Consider the following 21,174-nt stretch of genomic DNA (forward strand, 5'->3'; position numbering starts at 1 on the left):
GCTCGATGCGAATCGTGAAACTACAGGGAGGGCAATCCGAGATTGCCGCCACCGGTCAGGCTGCCGCAGCCGAGGCTGGAATTGCCGACAATGGTGGACGCGCTACCGGTGACCGCGCACAGCGTCTTGAAATTGCCGAGCAGCAGCTTGTCGAGGTTGGGGATTCCGAAGGATCCGGTGCCGGTCGACCCCGTGGTCGCCAGGCCGCCGGCACTACCGGTCTTGGCGGACCCGGACGCCGAACCGGTGACCGAAGCCTCCAGCGGATCGCCCGTAGTCGTGGTGGTGGATGCGTCCGTGAGGGTGATTTCCGCGGAGGCGACAGCGGGAGCTGCGGTCATGATGGCTGCGGTGGCTAGCAGAGTCGTTACGGCCGAACGCTTCACGTGAGGGTCTTCCTTGATCGAGCGCGGGTCGGGGGCCCCGACTCCCCCGTGTTGCCATGCAGTCTACGAAGATCACGTGGCATGCGCCACAGTATCCAATACAGAGATGCACCGGTCACATGCGGATACGGGCCGTCGATCACCCGACGCGAGCAATGGCCCGCACGGGTGCTCCGTCTGCGCCGGGCAGATTGAGGGGGAACAGGGATGCTTCTATGCCGAGGCCCTGCTGTTGCGCCTGCAGCACCGCGGCCAGGCCGGTGAGATTTTCGGCGATCACGGCATGGGCGCCGCACAGTATCTTATGCGACGGAATGTCTTGCGCCGGAGTGGGATCCACGCTCAGCGCATCGATCCCCACGGTCCGTACCCCGGCCTCGACGAGGTAGCTCGCCGCCTCGGGCGTCAGATACGGATGTGCCAGGTAGGCGGGTGTTCCCCAGTGCTCCGACCACCCCGTGGCGATCAGCACGATCTGCCCGGCCGCGATCTTGCCCTCGAAATACTCGCGTCCGATCGCAGCGCGCGCAGCCAGCCCCCGGGCATCCACGACCACCGCCGGCCCGTTGAACCGCTCCAGCGGCAGCGCGTCCAGTGTCGGCAGTGAGTCATCTATATGGGCCGGCGCATCCACATGCGTCCCGCTCTGCGACCCCATCTCCAGGTGCAGCACATTGACCCCGTCCACCGGGACGGTCAGCGCAGGCCGGATCCGCACCTCCGGATCGCCCGGATACACGGGCATCCCGCTCAGCAACGGAACCGACAGATCGATGATGCGCATGGTCAGCCTCCGGGAGATTTTCGGTCGTGAGTCGTAGGTAACTACGAAATTCCAGCTTTCGGAAGGGGTGAAAATGGTTCGCGAAAACCATCCCGCCCGATACTGGAATGAGTCATACTTCGGAACGTGTCCATGGCAGCGGAATTCGGGCGCATGTTGCGCGGGGTAGACCTGCGTGTGACTGCGCCGCGGGTAGCGGTGCTGAGTGCGGTTCAAGCCCACCCGCACTCCGATACGGATTCAATTCTGCGGCGCGTCCGCGAAGCGCTCGGCACCGTGTCCCATCAGGCTGTTTACGACGTGCTGCGGGTATTGACCGATGCCGGTCTGCTGCGCCGGATTCAGCCCATGGGTTCGGTGGCGCGTTACGAGACGCGAGTCGGGGACAACCACCACCATGTCGTGTGCCGGTCGTGCGGCGCTATTGCCGATGTCGACTGTGCGGTCGGCGAGGCGCCCTGTCTGACCGCTTCCGACGACAACGGCTTCGTCCTGGACGAGGCCGAGGTCATCTACTGGGGCGTGTGCCCCGACTGCTCGACACCACAGACGTCGCGATCACATCCGTGATCACAGCCCCGACACATCCACTCCTGAAAGGAAATGCCCCGTGACCGTTGAACATCCGCCCATCGGTGAGGCCCAGACCGAACCTGCCCTGGAGGGCGGTTGCCCTGTTGCGCACGGTCGTCTCAAGCCCCCGGTCGAAGGTGGCAGCAACCGTGACTGGTGGCCCAACCAGATCAATCTGAAGATCCTGCAGAAGAACCCGGACGTCCTCAACCCCTTCGGTGCGGACTTCGACTACGCCGCCGAGTTCAAGACCCTCGATCTGGCCGCGGTGAAGCAGGACATCGTGTCCGTCATGACGACCTCCGAGTCGTGGTGGCCCGCCGACTTCGGCCACTACGGCCCGTTCTTCATCCGGATGGCCTGGCATGCCGCGGGCACCTACCGCATCAATGACGGTCGCGGAGGAGCGGGCGCCGGCATGCAGCGGTTCGCGCCGCTCAACAGCTGGCCCGACAATGCCAGCCTGGACAAGGCCCGCCGCCTGCTGTGGCCGGTCAAGCAGAAGTACGGCAAGAAGCTGTCCTGGGCCGACCTCATCGTCTACGCCGGCAATGTCGCGCTGGAGGACATGGGCTTCGAGACCTTCGGTTTCGGTGGCGGCCGCGTCGACCAGTGGGAGCCCGAGGAGGACGTCTACTGGGGTCCCGAACAGACCTGGCTCGGCGGCGACGAGCGCTACACCGGTAAGCGCGACCTGGAAAACCCACTGGCAGCAGTGCAGATGGGCCTCATCTACGTGAATCCGGAAGGCCCCAACGGCAATCCGGATCCGCTGGCGGCGGCGACCGATATTCGTGAGACGTTCCTGCGCATGGCCATGAACGATGTCGAGACGGCAGCGCTCATCGTCGGCGGTCACACCTTCGGCAAGACGCACGGCGCGGGCCCGGCCGATCATGTCGGTCCGGAGCCGGAGGCCGCCCCGCTGCAGGAGCAGGGCCTGGGGTGGAAGAGCTCGTTCGGCACCGGCGTCGGCAAGGACGCCATCACCAGTGGCATCGAGGTCACCTGGACGCCGACTCCGACCAAGTGGGACAACACCTTCCTCGAGACCCTGTACGGCTACGAGTGGGAGCTGACCAAGTCTCCCGCCGGCGCGAACCAGTGGGTCGCCAAGGACGCGGAAGCGATCATTCCCAATGCGTTCGACTCGTCGAAGAAGCAGCTGCCGACCATGCTGACCACCGATCTGTCGCTGCGTATCGACCCGGTCTACGAGCAGATCACCCGGCGCTGGCTGGCCAACCCGCAGGAGTTGGCCGACGAGTTCGCCAAGGCCTGGTACAAGCTGACCCACCGCGATATGGGTCCGATCGTCCGCTACCTCGGCCCGCTGGTGCCGCAGGAGACCCTGCTGTGGCAGGACCCGGTTCCCGCGGTGACCGGTGAGCTCATCGGCGCGGCCGATATCGCCGCGCTGAAGAGCACCATCCTGGCGTCGGGTCTGACTGTCTCGCAGCTTGTCTCGACCGCATGGGCGGCGGCCTCGTCGTTCCGTGGCAGCGACAAGCGCGGTGGCGCCAATGGCGGGCGTGTCCGTCTCGCGCCGCAGAGTGGTTGGGAGGCAAACAATCCCGACGAGCTCGCCCAGGTGATTCGGGCGCTCGAGGGCATTCAGGAGTCCTTCAATGCCGCCGGCGCGAAGGTGTCCTTCGCCGATCTCGTGGTGCTCGGCGGTGTCGCGGCGGTCGAAAAGGCTGCCAAGGACGCGGGATTCGACCTCACGGTGCCGTTCACTCCGGGCCGTACCGATGCCACCCAGGAGCAGACCGATGTGGAGTCCTTCTCCGCACTCGAGCCCGCTGCCGACGGTTTCCGTAACTACCTGGCGAAGGGCAACCGGCTTCCGGCCGAATACCTGCTCATCGACAAGGCGAACCTGCTGACCCTGAGCGCTCCGGAACTGACGGTGCTCATCGGTGGTCTGCGCGTACTGGGTGCGAACTACAACCAGTCCGCACTGGGCGTTTTCACCTCGACCCCGGGTCAGCTGACGAACGACTTCTTCGTGAACCTGCTCGATATGGCCACCACGTGGGAGCCGACCTCGTCCGATGAGGAGACCTTCGAGGGCAAGGATCGCGCCACCGGTGAGGTCCGCTGGACCGGCACCCGCGTCGATCTGCTCTTCGGATCGAACTCGCAGCTGCGTGCGCTCGCGGAGGTCTACGCGACCGACGACGCCAAGCAGAAGTTCGCCGAGGACTTCGTCGCCGCATGGACCAAGGTCGCCAACCTCGACCGGTTCGATCTGGCCTGATCGCCTGTCATAAGGTTCGAACTACGGGAGCAGCCCCGGTCCGCAAGGGCCGGGGCTGTTGCTTGCCCGGGTTAGCGCTCACCCACCGCACAGGAAGTGTCCAGCTGGTCGCCAGGGTCGCTGTTTACCCTGATTACGCGAGCTATTCGCGTCCGACGAGCCGAACGGAGCCGCACAATGGCAGTCAGTAGGCGGTCGGTGATGAGGGCGGGGGATTTGCTGTGGGGGCGAGTGCACCGGATCGATGAAGTCCGTGCGGCGCAGGTCCCGTCGGTGCGGTCGCCGGGCGGTGCGCCGGTGGTGCTGCTGCACGGCCAGCCCGGTGATCGATCCGATTGGGACGCGGTCATCGCATGTTTACCGGGTTCGATCGACGCCATGGCGCTGGATCGCCCGGGATACGGCGAAAACCCCTGTCCGGCAACAACTGTCGAGGAGAATGCGCGCTGGCTGGTGGAGCGCCTGGAACGCGAGCAGATCGCCGACGCCGTCCTGGTCGGGCATTCCTACGGCGGCGGGGTCGCGCTCGCGGCCGCCGCGATGGCGCCGGAGCGGGTGCGTGGCCTGGTACTGCTCGCCAGTGTCGGGCCCGGCTGTCTGACGCCCTGGGACACCATGCTGGCCGCACCCGTGGCCGGGCCGATGATTTCGGTGACCGCCTGGTCGCTGCTGCCGTGGCTGGCGCGCAGGTATCCCGATCACAATGCGAATCCCTCGTGGCAGGCGCTGGCCGAGATCCACCATGCGCACGGTGCGGTGTGGCGCAGCTTCCTGTTCGAGCAGCGTGAGCTCCGGCACGGTTTCGAGCGCTGGATCGCCGCCCTGCAGGAGAGCACGGTGCCGACCCTGGTCGTCGCCGATTCGACCGACAAGGTCGTGCCCGTGGCCACCGCCCGGGCACTGCACGAGCAGCTGCCGTGCTCGCGCCTGGAGCTGGTGCACGGCGGCGGTCATCAGCTGCCGCGCCGGATTCCGCAGGTCATCGCTACCGCGATTGCCGACTTTGTCGAATCACTGGACTGAAACGCTCGCAGCAACCTCACGGCTCGCTCCCAGGGCCCTCGCCGCTGCGGTTGCGTAAATAGTGAGGTGACTACGACTATCGACGCGGCGCCCGGGGCGAACCCGGAGTCCTCCGCGGCACCGCGCCGGCGGACCACTTGGGATCGCACGGTCTGGGAGCGAATCGCGCTAGGGGTCCTGCTCGTAGGGACGGCGGTGATGTATCTGTGGAACATCACCATCAACGGCATGGGCAATCAGTTCTATGCCGGTGCGGCACAGGCCGGTTCGAAGAACTGGGAGGCGCTGCTCTTCGGTTCGCTGGATACGGGCAACTTCATCACCGTCGACAAGCCACCGGTATCGCAGTGGGTGATGGGGCTTTCCGGGCAGATCTTCGGATTCAGCAGTGCCAGCATGCTCATTCCGCAGGCGCTGATGGCGGTCGCCGCGGTCGCCCTGCTCTACGGCGCGGTGACCCGGATCAGTGGCCGCACGGCCGGTCTGGTGGCGGGCACAGTCCTCGCGCTGACGCCGGTCGCGGCCTTGATGTTCCGCTTCAACAACCCCGATGCCGTCATGGTGCTGCTGATGATGGCGGGGGCCTACTGCACGGTGCGAGCCCTGCAGCGCGGCGCCACCATGTGGATCATGCTGGCGGGTGTGGCTCTCGGCTTCGCCTTCCTGGCGAAGATGCTCGAGGGTTTGATGGTGCTCCCGGCGCTCGGGCTCGCCTACTTGATCGCGGCACCGAATCCGATTCGTACGCGCCTGCTGCAGCTGTTCGGCGCGACGGTCGCGCTGCTCGCCTCGTCCGGCTGGTTCGTCTTTGTGACGCTGTTGTGGCCGACTTCCTCGCGGCCGTACATCGCCGGTTCGACCGACAACAACTTCATGAATCTGGTCTTGGGCTACAACGGATTTGCGCGAGTGCTCGGCCGTAATCACGGTGGTGGCGGCCGCGGCGGTGCCGGACCGACGACACCGCAGGTGCCCCCGACCGGTCAGAACATTCCGGGGCAGACCCCGGGAGTCCCCGGTGCGACCCACGGTGCGGCACAGGGCGCGGATGCCGCGGCTCAGCGCGGTGGCGGCTTCGGCGGCTTCGGCGGCCAGAGTCATGGTCTGAGCCGGCTGTTCGGTGGCGAATTCGGCTTCGAGATCGCCTGGTTGCTGCCCGCGGCACTGCTGGCCTTCGTGCTCGTCCTGGTTTCCCGGGGCCGGGCGCCGCGTACCGATATGGTGCGGGCCGGTGCGATCATCTTCGGTGGCTGGATGGTCATCGACGGTCTGGTGCTGAGCTATATGCAGGGCACGATCCATCCGTACTACAGCCTCTCGATCGCCCCCGCCATCGGCGGCATGTTCGCCATCGGCGTCTTCGAGATGTGGCGTGCACGGGAAAGCTGGTTCGGCCGTATCGGTTTGGCGGCGCTGATTGCCACCAGCGGCATCTGGAGCTACATACTGCTCGACCGCAACTCCGCCTGGATGCCCGCACTGCGGATCACGATTCTGGTGGTCACCCTGCTGGCGACGCTGGCACTGGTGATTCCGTGGAACGGACAGGTCCGCAAGCGGGTAGCGGTGGTGGCCTTGATTGCCGGATTGATCGGTGCGATGGGCGGCTCGGCGGCCTATGCGGTCACCACGATCGGTGTGGCGCATCAGGGTGGCGGTCCGACGGTGGGCCCGGTGCTGCACACCGCGAACGGAAACCGTGGCGGCATGGGCGGTTTCGGCGGCGGCGGGCAGAGCAATCCGCAATTGGACGGCCTGCTCGAGAACACGACGACCAAGTGGTCGGCAGCGACGAACGGTTCGTCCACCGCCGCCGGTCTGGAATTGGCAAGCAACACAGCGGTTATGGCGATCGGCGGCTTCAGTGGCAGTGATCCGACGCCGACGCTGAGCCAGTTCATCGACTACGTCAAGAACCATCAGGTCACCTACTACCTGGTGCAGCAGAACGGCGGCCGTGGTGGTGGCGGTAATGCGGGCGGTGCGGTGCCCGGAGCCACCGGTGGCGCTACCCACGACAACACCACCGGTGGTGCACGTGACAACGGCGGTGCCGGACGGCCTGCCGGTACGACACCCGGCGATCCGGCTGCCGGAAATGCCGGTGGCGGTTTCGGCCGCAACGGCCACACCGACATCACCAACTGGGTGGCAGCCAATTTCAAGCCGGTGACCGTCGGGTCGACCACCGTATACGACCTGTCGGGTTACACGGGCTGATATACGGAACCGCGGCGAACCCGTCCACAATGGTGTGGACGGGTTCGCCGGCGTCCGGCCGGGCTACGGCACCGGTGCGACGGCGTGGTCGTCGTGCGCCGGTTGTCGCCGCAGGACCGAATGCTTACGGCCGTAGGCGAAATAGACGACCATGCCCAGTGCCATCCAGATGACGAAGCGCAGCCAGGTCTCGATGGAGAGATTGAGCATGAGCCACAGACACGACAGCGCGGCGAGGATCGGGACCAGCGGCACCCAGGGGACGCGGAAGCCGCGGGGCAGGTCCGGCCGGGTCCGGCGCAGGATCGGGACGCCGATCGACACCAGTGCGAAGGCCACCAGTGTGCCGATATTGACCATCTCTTCGAGCGTGCCGAAGTCGACGAATCCGGCCAGCAGCGCACAGGCGATGCCCACGATGACGGTCAGCCGCACCGGCGTGCCGTGCGGACCGGTGCGGGCCAGGCTGCGGGGCAGCAGGCCGTCGCGGGCCATGGCGAACAGCACCCGGGTCTGGCCCAGGAACATGACCATGACCACGGTCGACAGGCCGGCCAGCGCGCCGATGGAGATGATGTTCTTCACCCAGGTCGCGCCGTTCAGCGCGAAAGCCGTTGCCAGCGTGGCATTCCCGTCGGCGAGCGCGGTGTAGGGCACCATGCCGGTGAGGATCAGCGAGACCGCGACATAGAGCACGGTGACAATGGCCAGCGAGGCGAAGATGCCGCGCGGGACATTGCGCTGCGGATCGCGGGTCTCCTCGGCGGTGGTGGCGACAACATCGAATCCGATGAACGCGAAGAACACCAGGCTGGCCGCGGCCAGCAGTCCGTACCAGCCGAAGCTGGTGCCGCCGGAGCCGGTGAGGTACGCGAACAGCGACTGCCGCAACCCTTCCGCCTTCGCGGACGGCTGTGACGGCGGAATGTAGGGCGTCAGATTCGAGGCCTTGAAATAGGTGGCGCCGACCACCAGCACCAGGGCGACCACCGCGAGTTTGATGGCGACCGCAATCGCCGACACCCGCGACGAAAGCTTGGTGCCGGTGGCCAGCAGCACGCCGACCACCGCGATGATCAGCACTGCGCCCCAATCGAAATGGATCGAGCCCAGCGTGATGACCGGCGCGTGTGAGCCGAGCACCTCGCCCAGGTATTGCGACCACCCCTTGGCCACCACGGAGACCGCGAGGGCGAATTCCAGGATCAGGTCCCAGCCGATGATCCACGCGATGATCTCGCCGAAGGTGGCATAGGCGAAGGTGTACGCGCTGCCCGCCACCGGCACGGTCGAGGCGAATTCGGCGTAGCAGAGCGCCGTCAGCCCGCACGCGATCGCCGCGAAGACGAAGGCGAGCGATACCGACGGTCCCGCCACCGTGCCCGCGGTGCGGGCGGTGAGGGTGAAGATGCCCGCGCCGATGACCACCGCGACACCGAAGATGGTGAGATCCTTCGCCGTCAGATCCTTGCGTAGCTTGGAATCCGGGTCGTCGGTGTCCTGGATCGACTGTTCAACTGATTTGGTGCGGAACAAACCGCTTCTTATCGCCACTCGGGGTTTCCTCTCTGAAACGTGGAGCGCCGCAGTCAGATCGAGCGCGGGATGGCATCGAGGCGGCGCTCGGCGAACCTGTTCGCGGCGGCGCCGGTGCCGATGCCTTCGGCCTTGGCGGCGCCGATGATGTCGCGGCAGCGGTCGAAGATCCGGGTCACATCGGCTTCGATCTCGGCCGGATCGGCGGCGCGCAGTTCCCCGGCCACCTGCATGAGTCCGCCCGCATTGGCGACGAAATCGGGGACCCAGGTGATGCCGCGCTCGCTCAGCGCGTGCTCCACTTCGGGTTGCGCCAGTTGGTTATTGGCTGCGCCACAGACGAGTTTGGCCTCGATGGCTTCGGCGCTGGATGCGGTGAGGGTTCCGCCGAGTGCGCAGGGGGCGTAGACGTCGACGGGGGCGCTGGAGACTGCGCTCAGCAGTCGAACCGAGGGGTGCTCGGCGGAAATCCGCTGCATTGCCGCATCGTTCACATCGGTCACGCAGACCTCCGCGCCATCGGCGAGCAGTAGCGCGATGAGTTCACGGCCGACCTTGCCGACACCCTCGACGCCCACCGTGCGGCCGGACAGTGTTGCTGTGCCCCAGACGGATTCGGCACCCGCGCGCATGGAATGGAATACGCCGAGCGCGGTCAGCCGGGCGCTGTCGCCGGAGCCGCCCGCCGCAATGCTGCGCCCGGTCACGTAGCGGGTGCGCTTGCCGATCACGTCGAGGTCATCGGTGTTGGTGCCGACATCGCCGGCGGTGATGTAGCGGCCGCCCAGAGTTTCGACGAAACGTGCGTAGGCGCCGAGCAGTGCGTCTGTCTTGGCGACCGCCGGATCGCCGATGATGACGGCCTTGCCGCCGCCCAGGTCTACGCCGGAAGCCGCTGCCTTGTAAGTCATTCCCCAGGAAAGCCGCAGTACGTCCTCGAGTGCCGCGGATTCGTTCGCATACGGGTAGAAGCGAGTGCCGCCCAGTGCGGGGCCGAGTGCGGTCGAGTGGATCGCGATGATCGCCTTCAGGCCGGTCCTATCGTCCTCGCAGAACACGACCTGCTCATGGCGTCGGGCGCTCAGCTCCTGTGAGCGGCCGAAAACGCCTGCCTCGGTGTGCATTACGGGCATGGAAGATTCCTTTCGTTTGACTGTCTCGTCATCCCGGCATGCTTTCGGCCGGGATCGACCGCATCCGTTGCTGCACTCCCGGTGTGGATCCCGGCCAAAACGCGCCGGGATGACGGGGGATTGTGACGGCATGACGGGGGATGGTGATGGTGCAGCGGGGGTTGTCCGGCCGCCCCTCATTCGCGGCCGGATGGTTCCCTTCGGGGTGCGCGGGGCAGTCCCGCGCTGGATCAGTGGTTGATGCCGAGGTCGCGCAGTCCTGACCAGTACAGCTCGACATTGGCGAGTTTGATGTTCTCGTAGCCGCGGACCAGGTCGGGGAGCCCGGCGGCCTGTGTTGCCGTGTCGTAGTTTTCGGTGTTCAGTTCGGCTGCGAGTCGCCGCATCAGATCGGTGTAGTGGGAGAGCAACTCCCGTTCCACCTTTCGGACGTGGGCGTAGCCGAAGGGGTCGAGGCGGGTGCCGCGCAGGACTTTGCCCTTTGCAAGAACCTTCAGCGCCACATGTGATTTCGGGGCGAGGCCGATCTTCTTCTTGCGACCGAGGGCGCGCAGTATCGGCGGGTGCAGCTTGTAAGTGAGTCGTTCGCCGCCCGGCACCTGCGCGAGCACCTCGGCGAGGAAGGACGGATCCACCAGTAGGCGGGCGACTTCGTACTCGTCCTTGTAGGCGGTGAACTTGTGCAGCCCACGGGCCACGGCCTGGCTGAATTCGGTGCGGTCGGTGACCGCGCGCTCCGCCGTCCACATGGACTGGACTGTGTCGAGGTATCTACGCGCGACCTTCGTGTTCTGGTACTCGATCAGTTCGGCGGCGCGCAGTTCTGCCAGTCGCCGGACTTCACCGTCGAAGGTGGTGCCCGCCAGCAGATCTGCGGGAACGACGGCGCGGGTACGGTGCGGCAGAGCCGCTTCGGTGGCTGTGGCGAAGGCCGCAGGATCGGCGATGGCGACACGACCCCAGCGGAACGCCGCGATATTGGCGGCGACCGCGACACCGTTGATGCCGATGGCTTCTTCGATGGCCGCGGCGGGTAGTCGGAGTCCGCCGGTCTGGAAAGCCGCGCCGACCATCAAGAAGTTCGCCGCGGCGGTATTGCCGAACAGCTTCTCGGCCGCTGCCAGTGCATCGAAGTGGCTCAGCGAATCAGACACCGCCGCAAGGCGATCCAGCAGCGACTGTGTTTCCGGGTACGGCACCGACTTGTCGTACACCATGTCTCCGGTCGGCGTCCGGCTGGTCGAGGCGATCGCCACGGTCCCGGCGGGGTTGCCGTACTGGAGGTTCTTGGCATCGGCGGCGGTCAGTAGATCGATGGCGATGACGCAGTCCGCGCTGCCCGGGGTGAGCCTGTTGGACGGCTCCAATTCGGTTGTCGAGAAACGCAGATGGGAGATGACCGGACCGGCCTTCTGGCTCAACCCGATCTGATCCAGGCTTTCGACGTCGTATCCGGCCCGCAGTGCGGCGGTGGCCAGCACCTGATTGACCGTCACGATGCCGGTGCCGCCGATCCCGGCGAGCAGCACATTCTGCGTGCCCTCCGGCGCCCGGAGACCCGGATCGGCCACCATGGGCGGATCGACCGTCTTCCGAGTCTTCTTGCGGCCCTTCTTGTCCGGTGTCAGCTCGACCGTCACGAACGATGGGCAGTCGCCGTCCAGGCAGCTGTAATCGGTATTGCAGGAGGTCTGATCGATCCGAGTCTTGCGCCCGAATTCGGTCTCGACCGGTTGCACGGAAAGACAATTGGATTTGGCGCCGCAATCGCCGCAGCCTTCGCAGACGGCTTCATTGATCACTACCCGGGTATTGCGAACAGGCAGTGTGCCGCGCTTGCGCTGCCGGCGCGCATCGGCCGCGCAGTGCTGGTCGTAGATCAGCACGGTGACGCCCTTGACCTCCCGCAGCACCTTCTGTGCTTCGTCGAGCCGGTCACGATGCCACAGCACCGTGCCCTTGGCCAGCGCCCGCTTATCGTGCCGCTTCGGTTCGTCGGCGCAGATAATGATCTGCCGCACGCCCTCGACGGTGAGCTTGTGTGTCAGCTGCGCGACGGTGAGCCCGCCTTCCACATCCTGCGCGCCGGTCATGGCGACAACTTCGTTCCAGAGCAGCTTGTAGGTGATGTTCACCCCGGCCGCGACGCAGGCCTGCACGGCCAGCTGCCCGGAGTGGAAGAACGTGCCGTCGCCTATGTTCTGGAACAGGTGCGGCACATCGGTGAACGGCGCCTGGCCGATCCACTGACTGCCCTCGCCACCCATCTGGGTCAGCCCGGTGACTGCGCTGTCGCTGCGGCCGGACAGGGTCACCAGCGTGTGGCAGCCGATACCGCCGCCGCCGATCGATCCCTCGGGCAGTGCGGTGGAGCGGTTGTGCGGGCATCCGCTGCAGAAGTACGGGGTGCGCTTGGCGGACAGCACTTCCAGCGAAAGTGGTGGCGGCGCGGCCTTTTTCAGTTCTACATGATCGCGCAGCACACGCCGCAGCGGTCCGAGCAGCCGGCCGGGGGTCAGCTCGCCGTCGGCCGGCATGAGCAGTGCGCCGCGCCCGTCCTGCTTACCGAGGATCCGGGGTGCGCCGACGGTGCCGTAGAGGATCTCGCGGATTTGGGTTTCGATGAATGCGGTCTTGTCCTCCACCACGATGATCTGCTCGAGACCCCGGGCGAACTCGGTGACCCGATGCGCTCCCACGGGATAGGGCATGCCGATGCGCAGCAGTCGAATACCGGCGCGGTGCATGACCGCCTCGTCGACGCCGAGGTCGAGCAGGGTCTGCCGGACCGCGTCGAAAGTCGTTCCGGTGGCCGCGATACCGATCGTCGCCTCGGCCGGGTCCACCTCGATAACGTCGAGATCGTTTGCGGCGCCGAAGATGCGGACCATCTCCCAGCGTGGCCCGTACAGTTCGGCCTCGGCCAGCACGCTATCCGTCGGCGCCGCCATCGGCCGCTGCCGGTAAGCGAAAGGCTTTCCATCCCAGTGCACTTCGGGGACCACGAGCGGGAGATCGGCAACCGAGGCGTCGACCGTCCACGCGCCGTCCGCGACATCGGCGACGATCTTCATGGCCACCACGCACCCCGAAGCGCGGGAGAGTGCGATACCGGCCATGCCCAGCGTGATGATCTCCTCGGCATTGCGCGGGAACAGTACCGGCACACCCATGGCGGCCAGCGACCGCTCACTCACCGCGGGAACGGTCGACGACTTCGACGCCGGATCGTCCCCGACCAGCAGCAATACCCCGCCGCGTGCATTGACCCCGTACATATTGGCGTGCCGAATGGCATCGGTCGCCCGATCGACCCCGGGCCCCTTGCCGTACCAGACGCCGACAACCCCGTCATGGGTCGGCCGCCCGGCGGGCAGATCGGCCTGGCTGCCCCACACCGAGGTGGCGGCGAGCTCCTCATTGAGGCCGGGAACAAACGTAATGTCGTGTTCGGCAAGCACATTCGGCATGCCGAGCAGCATCTTGTCCACGCCGCCGAGCGGGCTGCCCTGATAACCGGAGACGAAAGTGGCGACCCGTCGCCCGGCCCGGATATCGCGGACGTGCTGCTCGACCAGCAGCCGGGCAATGGCCTGAACGCCGGTGAGCAGGACCGGGCCCGCCCCGGAGCGATAGCGGTCGGCGAGGTCGTACGGGGCGGCCGGCTCGGTCTGTTGAGCTGACGGGCAGGCAACGCTGGTCATGAACAGTCACCACACTTTCCACAACTCAGATCGTGAGCTGCAAACGAAAGGAATAGCTATCGGTGCTGCGCAATTTGCCGTGAATGTGTGATCTGTGTCAACAGTCGGCCGAAATATTGATCAGACTGCTCAAAAGTGACCTGGGACACTCTGGCGAGCGCATCAGTCTGCTCGAGCTCCGCAAGGTCCGGGTCTTCTCATGTCGTGGGCGGGTGGTCCGTCAGATGCTCGACGAGCGGCAGCGATCGGTACTGAATCGGAGTCGCCAGTGCCAGCATGGTTTCCGTGTGTTTCACGCCGTGGATGGCGTGCACCCGCTGAATGATCTCGAGTAGATCCTGCTGCGACTGCGCCGCGATCCGAACCAGCAGATCCGCCCGCCCGGTCGTCGCATGCACCTCGAGCACATGCGGAAAACTCCGCAGCGCCTCGACAATGCTGTCCATCTTGTTCTGATCGAGCTCGATGCCGAGAAACGCGTGCACCGCGAACCCCACGGCCTGCAGATCCACATCCGGCGGATACCCCCGCACCGCCCCGGACGACTCGAGCCGCTTCATCCTGGCTTGCACTGTATTGCGGGCAATATGTAACCGCGCCGCCAGCTCGAGAATCGGCGCGCGCGGGTCGGACGCCAGTTCCGCCAGCAACGCCGCATCGAGTGCGTCGATCTTGATGCTCATGCCGCATTTTCGCACAGCGTATGGGGCCTGCCGGGGCGTGCCAGACCGGATCTGGGAAGGAATTGCCTGACCGTTGGTTGCCAATAAATAGCTAAGCCGGACCTCAGTGGAGCCATCGACGAATACCTCCGCACCGCAACCGACTGACCCTGGTCAAACGGCGTCCGGTGAGCTGCCTGTTCGAGCCGGTAGTCCCGCACCCTCTCGTTCGCAGCATCACCGGTACGCTCAGCCCGAAATCGTTGTGAATTGCGTGGGGGAGTGACTGGTCGGATGTGTTCGCCTCGGATTGTTCGGGTTGCTCATGAGGCGGTCGCGGCGGGAGTGAGTCGGCGGGGTCTGCTGGGGGCGGCTGGGCTGGGTGCGGTTGCCGCAATCGCGGGACCTACTGTGGCGCAGGCTGTTCCGAATCCAACGGGGTCGGTGGTGGATCTGACGCATACGCTGACCGTGGAATTGCCGGTGTGGCCGGGGAATTTGCCGTTTGCTTCGGTGCCGGTCGCTTGGCATGAGAGTGGCGGGTTCGAGCAGCATGCGCTGGCGTTCTGGGAGCATACGGGGACGCATATCGATGCGCCGGTGCATCGGGTGGCCGGTGGGGTGACTGTTGATCGGATCGCTGCCGAGGATCTGGTGGCGCCGTTGGTTGTCATCGATATTTCGGCTCGCGCTGCCGCCGATGCTGATGCGGCAGTGACTGTTTCGGATATCGAGCAGTGGGAGGCGGCGCACGGGCGGATTCCGGATCGGGCGTTTGTCGCCATGTATTCGGGCTGGGAGCGGCGGCTGGCCGATGCGGGGACGTTCGTCAATCTGGATGGCGAAGGACGGCCGCACGCACCGGGATTCGGGGCGACTGCGGCGGAATTCCTGGTGTCGCAGCGCAGTATTGTCGGCGCGGGGGTCGATACGCTGAGTTTGGATCTGGCCGCCGGTAAGGACTTCGGCGCGCACACCGCGTTTCTCGGCGCGGGTCGGTACGGGGTGGAGATGCTCGCGAATTTGGCGCAGGTGCCACCGACGGGGGCGCGGCTTATTGTGGGCGCGCCCAAGCACGCGGGTGGCACCGGTGGTCCGTGCCGGGTGCTCGCGCTGACCTGACGGGCGTTTACCAGTCCGGACGATCCAGCGAAAGACTGTGCTGGAAAACGGTATTGGGATCCCACTGCGTCTTGACGTTAAGCAGCCGTGCGTGATTGCCGCCGTAGTAGAAGGTGTGCCACGGCACGCCCGACGTATTCCATTGCGCGTCGGCCAGATCCGGATCCGGGTAATTGATGTAGCTGCCGCCGTTGGACGCGTCGGGTACCGGGGCCCCGCCGGTGTCGGCGTAGACATCTCGGTACATCTCGCGGGCCCAGGCGACGTACCGTTCGTCGTCCCAGGGGAGGCGCCAGGCGGCGTGGATGAGCATTTTCATGAACGAGTCGCGAGCGGGTACGGCGGTGGCGTCGGGGGCCACGGCATTGGTCACGCCGCCGAAAGGCAGGAATTCCACCTGTGATTCGCCCAGGCAGCGGACATCGGTGAGATAGCGGTACAGGATTCGCAGCTGATCGGTCGAATACGCCTTGCGCATATAGGCGGATTTGACCTTCACCCGGAAGCCCGGCATCCCCTTCGGGTAGTAGACGCGCGTCACCGTGTCGGCGTAGGAGGCTTGCTCGAGTGGCAGCTGAATCGGTGCGGGCGTCACACCCTCCCACACGGCGGCGACGAACTGGTCGAACATCGATCGGGCATCGGGCTGATCCGCATCGAGCAGCACCTGCACCTCCGATCCGGTAATGCCGGGCCTGAGCAGCAGCGGTGCGTACAGGGCGTTGAACGGATCGCCCGGCGCGCTGTGCTGCTCGAAGAACGCGATGAAATTGCCCACGAGACGCACGAACGATGCTTCGTCCGCGAACGGCAGCACCAGTCGGGTGTTGAACATGCTGCCGGGCGCCTTCGGCAGCGCGCGCACCGGATCGGAGCCGTCGGAATCCTTGGAGCGCAACAGATATCGGGTCACCACACCGAAATTGCCGCCCCCGCCGCCGGTGTGCGCCCAGAACAGATCGGCGTTCGGCCCGTCCGCGGTCGCCAGCACGAGGGTGGCCGCACCGCTCTTGTCGACGGTGACGACCTCCACGCCGTGCAGATGATCGGCCACCAGTCCGAGCTGTCGCGACAGCGGACCGTATCCGCCGCCACTGGCGTGGCCGCCGATACCGACGCCCTTGCAGATGCCCGCCGGAATCGTCACGCCCCAGCCGAGCAACCGTTCGTACACGGTGCCCAGATCGGTTCCGGCGTCGATCGAGAAGGCGCGCTGGGTTTCATCCCATCCGACCGCGCCCAGCCGCCCGATATCGATGATCGACTGCGTCCGATCATTGTCGACGAAATTGTCGAACCCGTGCCCGCCGGCCCGCACCGCGATCCGCAACCCGTCGGCCACCGACCGCTCGACCGCGGTGCGCACTTCCTCGGCATCGGTGGGCAGGTAGATCCGCTGCGGCCGCGCGGTGAACCGGCGGTTGTAGCCGCGCTGGGTCAATGTCGCGTAGTCCGGATCTCCGATGCCGACCACCGCCGGTTCGGCCGCGCCGGCGACCGGCAGCCGCAGGGTGGTCGCCGCCGCGCCCACGGTGGACGCGGCAAGAAATCGACGACGAGACAGCAGCATGAAACTTCCCCCAGTAGAGCACCGCCAGGTCCGGCTTTCCCGGTGGCATAGTGATCGATTATGGGGGATGAGCGTCGCTGACGAGGTGGTGGGTGCGGCACTCCCGTGCGCTCCGCCGTTCAGCGAGCGCGGGGTGCCCGGCGTTGTGGTGAGCGATCGGCCCGATCCCGGTGCTCGGGAGGAAGCAGCGGGAGAATGTCCTTGCGGGAGTTGATCATCAGCTTGACCAAGATGGAAGCGACCTGGGAATCCACGGTCCGATTGGACGTGCCGCGGCGGGCGGCTATCGCGGTATTGGTGAGTCCTGTGGTGACCATCATCGCCACTTCTTGCTCGGCGATGGTGAGTTCATCCCAGGGGGCCGGCGGGTCACCGCGGTTGTTCGCATCGGTGCGACCGGTCCGGTCCGCGGCCGAATTCCCCGGCGCAACGGCGGGATCGGCATGATGTGCTCGTCGACCCACCCGGTCGCCGTGCGGCTGGTGGCCAGCACTGACAACCCGGGGATCGCGTGGAGCAACTCGGCCACCACCTGACCGACCCTGTCCAGCACGTGCTCACAATTGTCGAGTACCAGCACCGCCCGCAGGGCTCGCCCAGCCGCGTCGGATCGACCGAACGCGTGTATCAGAGTCTGCCGCGCCGACCGGCCCGAGAAGTCGCCGTCGATGACCGCGGCCAGGATCTCGTCCTCGACCGCCCCGAGGCCCGCGTCCCTGGGCAACCGAGCCAGGTGCACCCAGTACACCGGCATCCGCCGTGCTTTGCGAATCCGGCGGGCCACTGCCGTTGCGAGACGGGTCTTTCCGATTCCTCCCGGTCCAACCAGTGTCACCATTCGTGCCGAGTCGGACAGCAGCGTGGTGACCCACACGTGCAGGTACTGGGCGCGGGCGAGTGCGGCCTACCGCTCGCCCTCCGGCTGCTCGACGCCGGCCTCCCTGTCACACTGGTGACCGATCGCAGCGCGGAGGCGGTCCTGTCCGGATCGGTGACACCGACTATCAGGCAACCGGTCGGCGCCCTGCCGTCCGGTACGCCGATACTGGGTGGAGCCGACGTGGTCTGCCGGCTGGATCCCGGCGGCGCGCAGGGCGCCAACAATGCGGTCCACTGCGCCTTCGGCTACAGCGACGCCATCCTGCGCAATCCCGACGGTCCCTTCGACCGGGACTGGATGCGGGCCACCGCCGAACCGTGGCTGTCCGAGATCGCCTATCCCGCAGCGCGGTGGACGATGGCCGTGCTGGATCCGCCGCCGTCACTGCGGGAACTGATGTTCTCCGGAGAGCACGATCCCGCGCTGGCCGCCGCATTCGCCGAGACTTTCGTGCGGCCGTCCAGCAGGTCCGACCTGCCACAACCAACGTCCTGAATCATTCGTCGCTGGCTTGGGTGTGGCGGAATTCATTGCCGGACAGCACTTCTGGGGAAGAGAAGAGGCCCCGGTCCATATGGACCGGGGCCTCTTCTGAGGGGTGACCGACGGGGCTCGAACCCGCGACATCCAGGATCACAACCTGGTGCTCTACCAGCTGAACTACGGCCACCATTGCCGGTGCGTATCCGGCGCGGTAGATCGTATCGCGATCCGCCGCTGAGTACCTAATCGGCTGGTTAGGCGGTATTTCCGGTCGGGTTCCCGGCGCTGAGTTCGGCCGCGACCGCCGCGATTTCGGCCGTTGACGGGCCGGGTGCGGGGACGAAGGCGGTGCGCCGGTAGTACTGCAGTTCGCGGATCGATTCCTTGATATCCGCGAGGGCGCGGTGCGCGAGACCCTTCTCCGGCTGGCCGAAGTAGATGCGCGGGTACCAGCGGCGGGCCAGTTCCTTGATGGAGCTCACATCGATCATGCGGTAGTGCAGGTGTGCGTCGAGGGCGGGCATATCGCGGGCGAGGAAACCGCGATCGGTGGCAATGGAATTGCCGGCCAGCGGCGCGGTCCGCGCGGCCGGGACGTACTGCTTGATGTATTCGAGCACCTGCCGCTCGGCCTCGGCCATGGTGACGGTCGAGGCGCGCACCTCTTCGGTGAGCCCCGAGCGGGCATGCATCTCGGTGACCACCGGCGGCATGGCCGCGAGGGCCTCGTCATCGGCGTGGATCACGATGTCCACGCCCTCGCCGAGGATATTGAGCTCACTGTCGGTCACGAGCACGGCCACCTCGATCAGCTTGTCGCTGTCCAGGCGTAGGCCGGTCATCTCGCAATCCATCCACACCACGTATTTGTCTGACACTCGCCAAAGGTTAGTCGTTTTGCTCTCGTTGACCCCCGCACCCGGCCGCGTCGGGCCACTCCAGCGATCCGACCGGGCAGTATCGTTCTGGCAGATCCGTGCTTCAGGCGGTCGGCGTTGTTGGCAGGGCAGTTCTCGAGAGCAGTCGTAGTTGGCAGAGCAGACGGAGGAATCGCGATGACCACCCCGCAGGACAAAGTAGCGGCGGCACGTAAGGCGGCGGAGGACGCGGCGCGGATCGCGGCGGAAGCGGCTGCCGCAGTGGATGCCGCGGAGCAGGAAGCAGCCGAACAGGAGGCCGCTGAGAAGGCTGCCGCGAAGGCCGGTACCGACAGCTCGGCGAGCGCGAAACCCGCTGCCGCGAAAGCTGATTCGACCGCAGGCACAGCGGACGCCGCGGCGTCGCCGGACGAGTCGGCCGCACGCGAGATCGCCGCCGGCTACGCGTTCGAAGGGCTGGCGCTGGAGCTCGGCACCGTGATCGTGGACGGCAAGGTGCATCCCGATGCGCGCGTGCGGATTCCGATGAAGACCATGAACCGGCACGGCTTGGTGGCGGGAGCGACCGGTACCGGTAAGACCAAGACGGTGCAGGGCATCGCCGAGCAATTGTCGGCAGCCGGTGTGCCGGTGGTGGTCGCCGATATCAAGGGTGACCTCTCGGGGTTGCTGCGGCCGGGTGAATCGAGCGACAAGCTGATCGCGCGGGCCCGGGAGACCGGTGCCGTGGATTGGCAGCCGTCCGGATTCCCGTGCGAGTTCGTCTCACTGGGCACCGAGGGGATCGGGGTGCCGATTCGCGCCACCATCACCGCGTTCGGCCCGATCCTGCTGTCGAAGGTGCTGGGGCTCAACGAGACTCAGGAGTCCACGCTCGGGCTCATCTTCCACTGGGCGGACAAGGGCGGGCTGGCGCTGCTGGATCTGAAGGATCTGCGCTCGGTGATCCAGTTCCTGACCAGCGCCGAGGGCAAGGAGGATCTGAAGGGGATCGGCGGCGTCTCCGCGACCACCGCAGGAGTGATCCTGCGGGCCCTGGTCAATCTCGAGGCCGATGGCGGCGACACCTTCTTCGGGGAACCCGAGATGGATCCGGCCGACCTCATGCGTACGGCCGGCGGCCAGGGTGTGATCACCCTGTTCGAGCTGGGTGCGCAGGCCTCGCGGCCGCAGATGTTCTCGACCTTCCTCATGTGGGTGCTCGCGGACCTGTTCCAGACGCTGCCGGAGATCGGCGATATGGACAAGCCGAAGCTGGTCTTCATCTTCGACGAGGCGCATCTGCTCTTCAGCGGAGCGTCGAAGGCGTTCCTGCAGCAGGTGGAGCAGACGGTGAAGCTCATCCGCTCCAAGGGCGTCGGCGTATTCTTCTGCACCCAGCTGCCCACGGATATCCCGAATTCGGTGCTGTCCCAACTGGGTGCGCGCATTCAGCACGCGCTGCGCGCCTTCACGCCGGAGGATCAGGCGGCGCTGTCGAAGACGGTGCGCACCTACCCCAAGACCGCCACCTACGACCTCGAAAAGGCGCTGACCTCACTGGGTATCGGCGAGGCGGTGGTGACGGTGCTGTCGGAGAAGGGTGCGCCGACCCCGGTGGCGTGGGCACGCATGCAGCCGCCGCGCTCGCTCATGGACACCATCGGCGACGACGGAATCCGCGCCAGCGCAAAGCAATCCACGCTGTACAGCAAATACGGCCAGACCATCGACCGGGAATCGGCCTACGAGATCCTGACCGCGAAGGTCGCCGCCTCGGCGGACGAAGCCGCCGCCCAGTCCCCCGCAAAGTCCTCACGCGCACCGAAACCCGCACCGGAAGACGAGTCGATGGCGGAAAAGGTAGTCAACAACCCCGCCTTCAAAAACTTCCTCCGCTCAGCCGCCACCGTCGCCGGCCGCGAAATCAGCCGCAGCATCTTCGGCACCCGCAAGCGCTAACCCCCACCACACAGCCCGT

The 21,174-nt window shown here is 66.2% G+C and carries 17 protein-coding genes and 1 tRNA gene; 7 read left to right on the forward strand and 11 right to left on the reverse strand.

The features are described 5' to 3' along the window. Positions 1–20: 20 nt before the first annotated feature. Positions 21–341: a hypothetical protein gene (locus tag JWN03_RS07485; RefSeq protein ID WP_297611685.1), complete on the reverse strand. Its 321-nt coding sequence runs from the start codon at positions 339–341 to the stop codon at positions 21–23. Between the two features lie 184 nt (positions 342–525). Next, positions 526–1,170 carry a cyclase family protein gene (locus tag JWN03_RS07490; protein WP_297611688.1) on the reverse strand — a complete coding sequence of 215 codons (645 nt, stop codon included), beginning with the start codon at positions 1,168–1,170 and terminating at the stop codon, positions 526–528. Between the two features lie 132 nt (positions 1,171–1,302). On the opposite strand from JWN03_RS07490, the gene JWN03_RS07495 reads away from it, so the two are divergent. The 4 genes from JWN03_RS07495 (at position 1,303) to JWN03_RS07510 (ending at position 7,246) form a co-directional block, all read left to right on the forward strand. Beyond that, complete coding sequence (locus JWN03_RS07495) at positions 1,303–1,740, forward strand: Fur family transcriptional regulator (protein WP_297611772.1); 438 nt, start codon at positions 1,303–1,305, stop codon at positions 1,738–1,740. Between the two features lie 40 nt (positions 1,741–1,780). Next, the gene (gene katG / locus JWN03_RS07500) at positions 1,781–4,003 is read left to right on the forward strand and encodes a catalase/peroxidase HPI (protein WP_297611690.1); all 2,223 of its coding nucleotides are present in this window, start codon (positions 1,781–1,783) and stop codon (positions 4,001–4,003) included. Between the two features lie 201 nt (positions 4,004–4,204). Further along, a complete protein-coding gene (locus JWN03_RS07505; RefSeq protein WP_297611692.1) occupies positions 4,205–5,026 on the forward strand; it encodes an alpha/beta fold hydrolase in 822 nt (273 codons plus the stop codon). 66 nt (positions 5,027–5,092) lie between these two features. Continuing rightward, positions 5,093–7,246 carry an ArnT family glycosyltransferase gene (locus tag JWN03_RS07510; RefSeq protein ID WP_297611695.1) on the forward strand — a complete coding sequence of 718 codons (2,154 nt, stop codon included), beginning with the start codon at positions 5,093–5,095 and terminating at the stop codon, positions 7,244–7,246. A gap of 63 nt (positions 7,247–7,309) precedes the next feature. Here JWN03_RS07510 and JWN03_RS07515 read toward each other — a convergent pair whose 3' ends face one another. From JWN03_RS07515 to JWN03_RS07530, 4 genes are all read right to left on the reverse strand, one after another. Then, on the reverse strand, positions 7,310–8,800 hold the full coding sequence (locus tag JWN03_RS07515) for an amino acid permease (protein ID WP_297611698.1): 1,491 nt from the start codon (positions 8,798–8,800) through the stop codon (positions 7,310–7,312). Positions 8,801–8,835: 35 nt separating this feature from the next. Beyond that, positions 8,836–9,915 (reverse strand): Glu/Leu/Phe/Val dehydrogenase dimerization domain-containing protein, encoded by a 1,080-nt coding sequence (locus tag JWN03_RS07520; RefSeq protein WP_297611701.1) that lies wholly within the window; start codon positions 9,913–9,915, stop codon positions 8,836–8,838. 230 nt (positions 9,916–10,145) lie between these two features. Beyond that, entirely contained in the window at positions 10,146–13,619 is a 3,474-nt protein-coding gene (locus JWN03_RS07525; RefSeq protein ID WP_297611704.1) for an indolepyruvate ferredoxin oxidoreductase family protein, read from the reverse strand. Positions 13,620–13,816: 197 nt separating this feature from the next. Then, on the reverse strand, positions 13,817–14,302 hold the full coding sequence (locus JWN03_RS07530; RefSeq protein WP_297611706.1) for an Lrp/AsnC family transcriptional regulator: 486 nt from the start codon (positions 14,300–14,302) through the stop codon (positions 13,817–13,819). Positions 14,303–14,575: 273 nt separating this feature from the next. Here JWN03_RS07530 and JWN03_RS07535 point away from each other — a divergent pair, with 273 nt between their 5' ends. Then, positions 14,576–15,403 (forward strand): cyclase family protein, encoded by an 828-nt coding sequence (locus JWN03_RS07535; protein WP_297611709.1) that lies wholly within the window; start codon positions 14,576–14,578, stop codon positions 15,401–15,403. Between the two features lie 7 nt (positions 15,404–15,410). On the opposite strand, the gene JWN03_RS07540 is transcribed toward JWN03_RS07535, so the two are convergent. The 3 genes from JWN03_RS07540 to JWN03_RS07550 all read right to left on the reverse strand — a co-directional run bounded on the left by JWN03_RS07540 (position 15,411) and on the right by JWN03_RS07550 (position 17,811). Then, complete coding sequence (locus JWN03_RS07540; protein ID WP_297611712.1) at positions 15,411–16,973, reverse strand: FAD-binding oxidoreductase; 1,563 nt, start codon at positions 16,971–16,973, stop codon at positions 15,411–15,413. 119 nt (positions 16,974–17,092) lie between these two features. Continuing rightward, positions 17,093–17,293, reverse strand: a complete 201-nt coding sequence (locus JWN03_RS07545; RefSeq protein ID WP_297611715.1) for a LuxR C-terminal-related transcriptional regulator — start codon at positions 17,291–17,293, stop codon at positions 17,093–17,095. Continuing rightward, positions 17,290–17,811, reverse strand: a complete 522-nt coding sequence (locus JWN03_RS07550) for a hypothetical protein (RefSeq protein WP_366914373.1) — start codon at positions 17,809–17,811, stop codon at positions 17,290–17,292. The genes JWN03_RS07545 and JWN03_RS07550 overlap by 4 nt, the downstream gene beginning before the upstream one ends. 36 nt (positions 17,812–17,847) lie before the next feature. Between JWN03_RS07550 and JWN03_RS07555 the strand changes: the two genes are divergently transcribed. Next, the gene (locus JWN03_RS07555) at positions 17,848–18,348 is read left to right on the forward strand and encodes a hypothetical protein (protein WP_297611721.1); all 501 of its coding nucleotides are present in this window, start codon (positions 17,848–17,850) and stop codon (positions 18,346–18,348) included. Between the two features lie 102 nt (positions 18,349–18,450). On the opposite strand, the gene JWN03_RS07560 is transcribed toward JWN03_RS07555, so the two are convergent. Together JWN03_RS07560 and orn are read right to left on the reverse strand one after the other, a co-directional pair. Then, positions 18,451–18,523, reverse strand: a tRNA-His gene (locus tag JWN03_RS07560). A gap of 67 nt (positions 18,524–18,590) precedes the next feature. Further along, a complete protein-coding gene (gene orn, locus JWN03_RS07565) occupies positions 18,591–19,214 on the reverse strand; it encodes an oligoribonuclease (protein ID WP_297611724.1) in 624 nt (207 codons plus the stop codon). A 177-nt stretch (positions 19,215–19,391) separates the two neighbouring features. On the opposite strand from orn, the gene JWN03_RS07570 reads away from it, so the two are divergent. Then, positions 19,392–21,155: a helicase HerA-like domain-containing protein gene (locus JWN03_RS07570; RefSeq protein ID WP_297611727.1), complete on the forward strand. Its 1,764-nt coding sequence runs from the start codon at positions 19,392–19,394 to the stop codon at positions 21,153–21,155. Positions 21,156–21,174 lie beyond the last annotated feature (19 nt).

The sequence above is a fragment of the Nocardia sp. genome, assembly GCF_025465275.1.
Taxonomy (GTDB): Bacteria; Actinomycetota; Actinomycetes; order Mycobacteriales; family Mycobacteriaceae; genus Nocardia.

Coding starts and splice junctions, on each gene's coding strand:
- JWN03_RS07485 (WP_297611685.1), bottom strand. CDS start 341: ATGACCGCAGCTCCCGCTGTCGCCTCCGCGGAAATCACCCTCACGGAC.
- JWN03_RS07490 (WP_297611688.1), bottom strand. CDS start 1,170: ATGCGCATCATCGATCTGTCGGTTCCGTTGCTGAGCGGGATGCCCGTG.
- JWN03_RS07495 (WP_297611772.1), top strand. CDS start 1,303: ATGGCAGCGGAATTCGGGCGCATGTTGCGCGGGGTAGACCTGCGTGTG.
- JWN03_RS07505 (WP_297611692.1), top strand. CDS start 4,205: ATGAGGGCGGGGGATTTGCTGTGGGGGCGAGTGCACCGGATCGATGAA.
- JWN03_RS07520 (WP_297611701.1), bottom strand. CDS start 9,915: ATGCCCGTAATGCACACCGAGGCAGGCGTTTTCGGCCGCTCACAGGAG.
- JWN03_RS07525 (WP_297611704.1), bottom strand. CDS start 13,619: ATGACCAGCGTTGCCTGCCCGTCAGCTCAACAGACCGAGCCGGCCGCC.
- JWN03_RS07530 (WP_297611706.1), bottom strand. CDS start 14,302: ATGAGCATCAAGATCGACGCACTCGATGCGGCGTTGCTGGCGGAACTG.
- JWN03_RS07535 (WP_297611709.1), top strand. CDS start 14,576: ATGTGTTCGCCTCGGATTGTTCGGGTTGCTCATGAGGCGGTCGCGGCG.
- JWN03_RS07540 (WP_297611712.1), bottom strand. CDS start 16,973: ATGCTGCTGTCTCGTCGTCGATTTCTTGCCGCGTCCACCGTGGGCGCG.
- JWN03_RS07545 (WP_297611715.1), bottom strand. CDS start 17,293: ATGATGGTCACCACAGGACTCACCAATACCGCGATAGCCGCCCGCCGC.
- JWN03_RS07550 (WP_366914373.1), bottom strand. CDS start 17,811: ATGGTGACACTGGTTGGACCGGGAGGAATCGGAAAGACCCGTCTCGCA.
- JWN03_RS07570 (WP_297611727.1), top strand. CDS start 19,392: ATGACCACCCCGCAGGACAAAGTAGCGGCGGCACGTAAGGCGGCGGAG.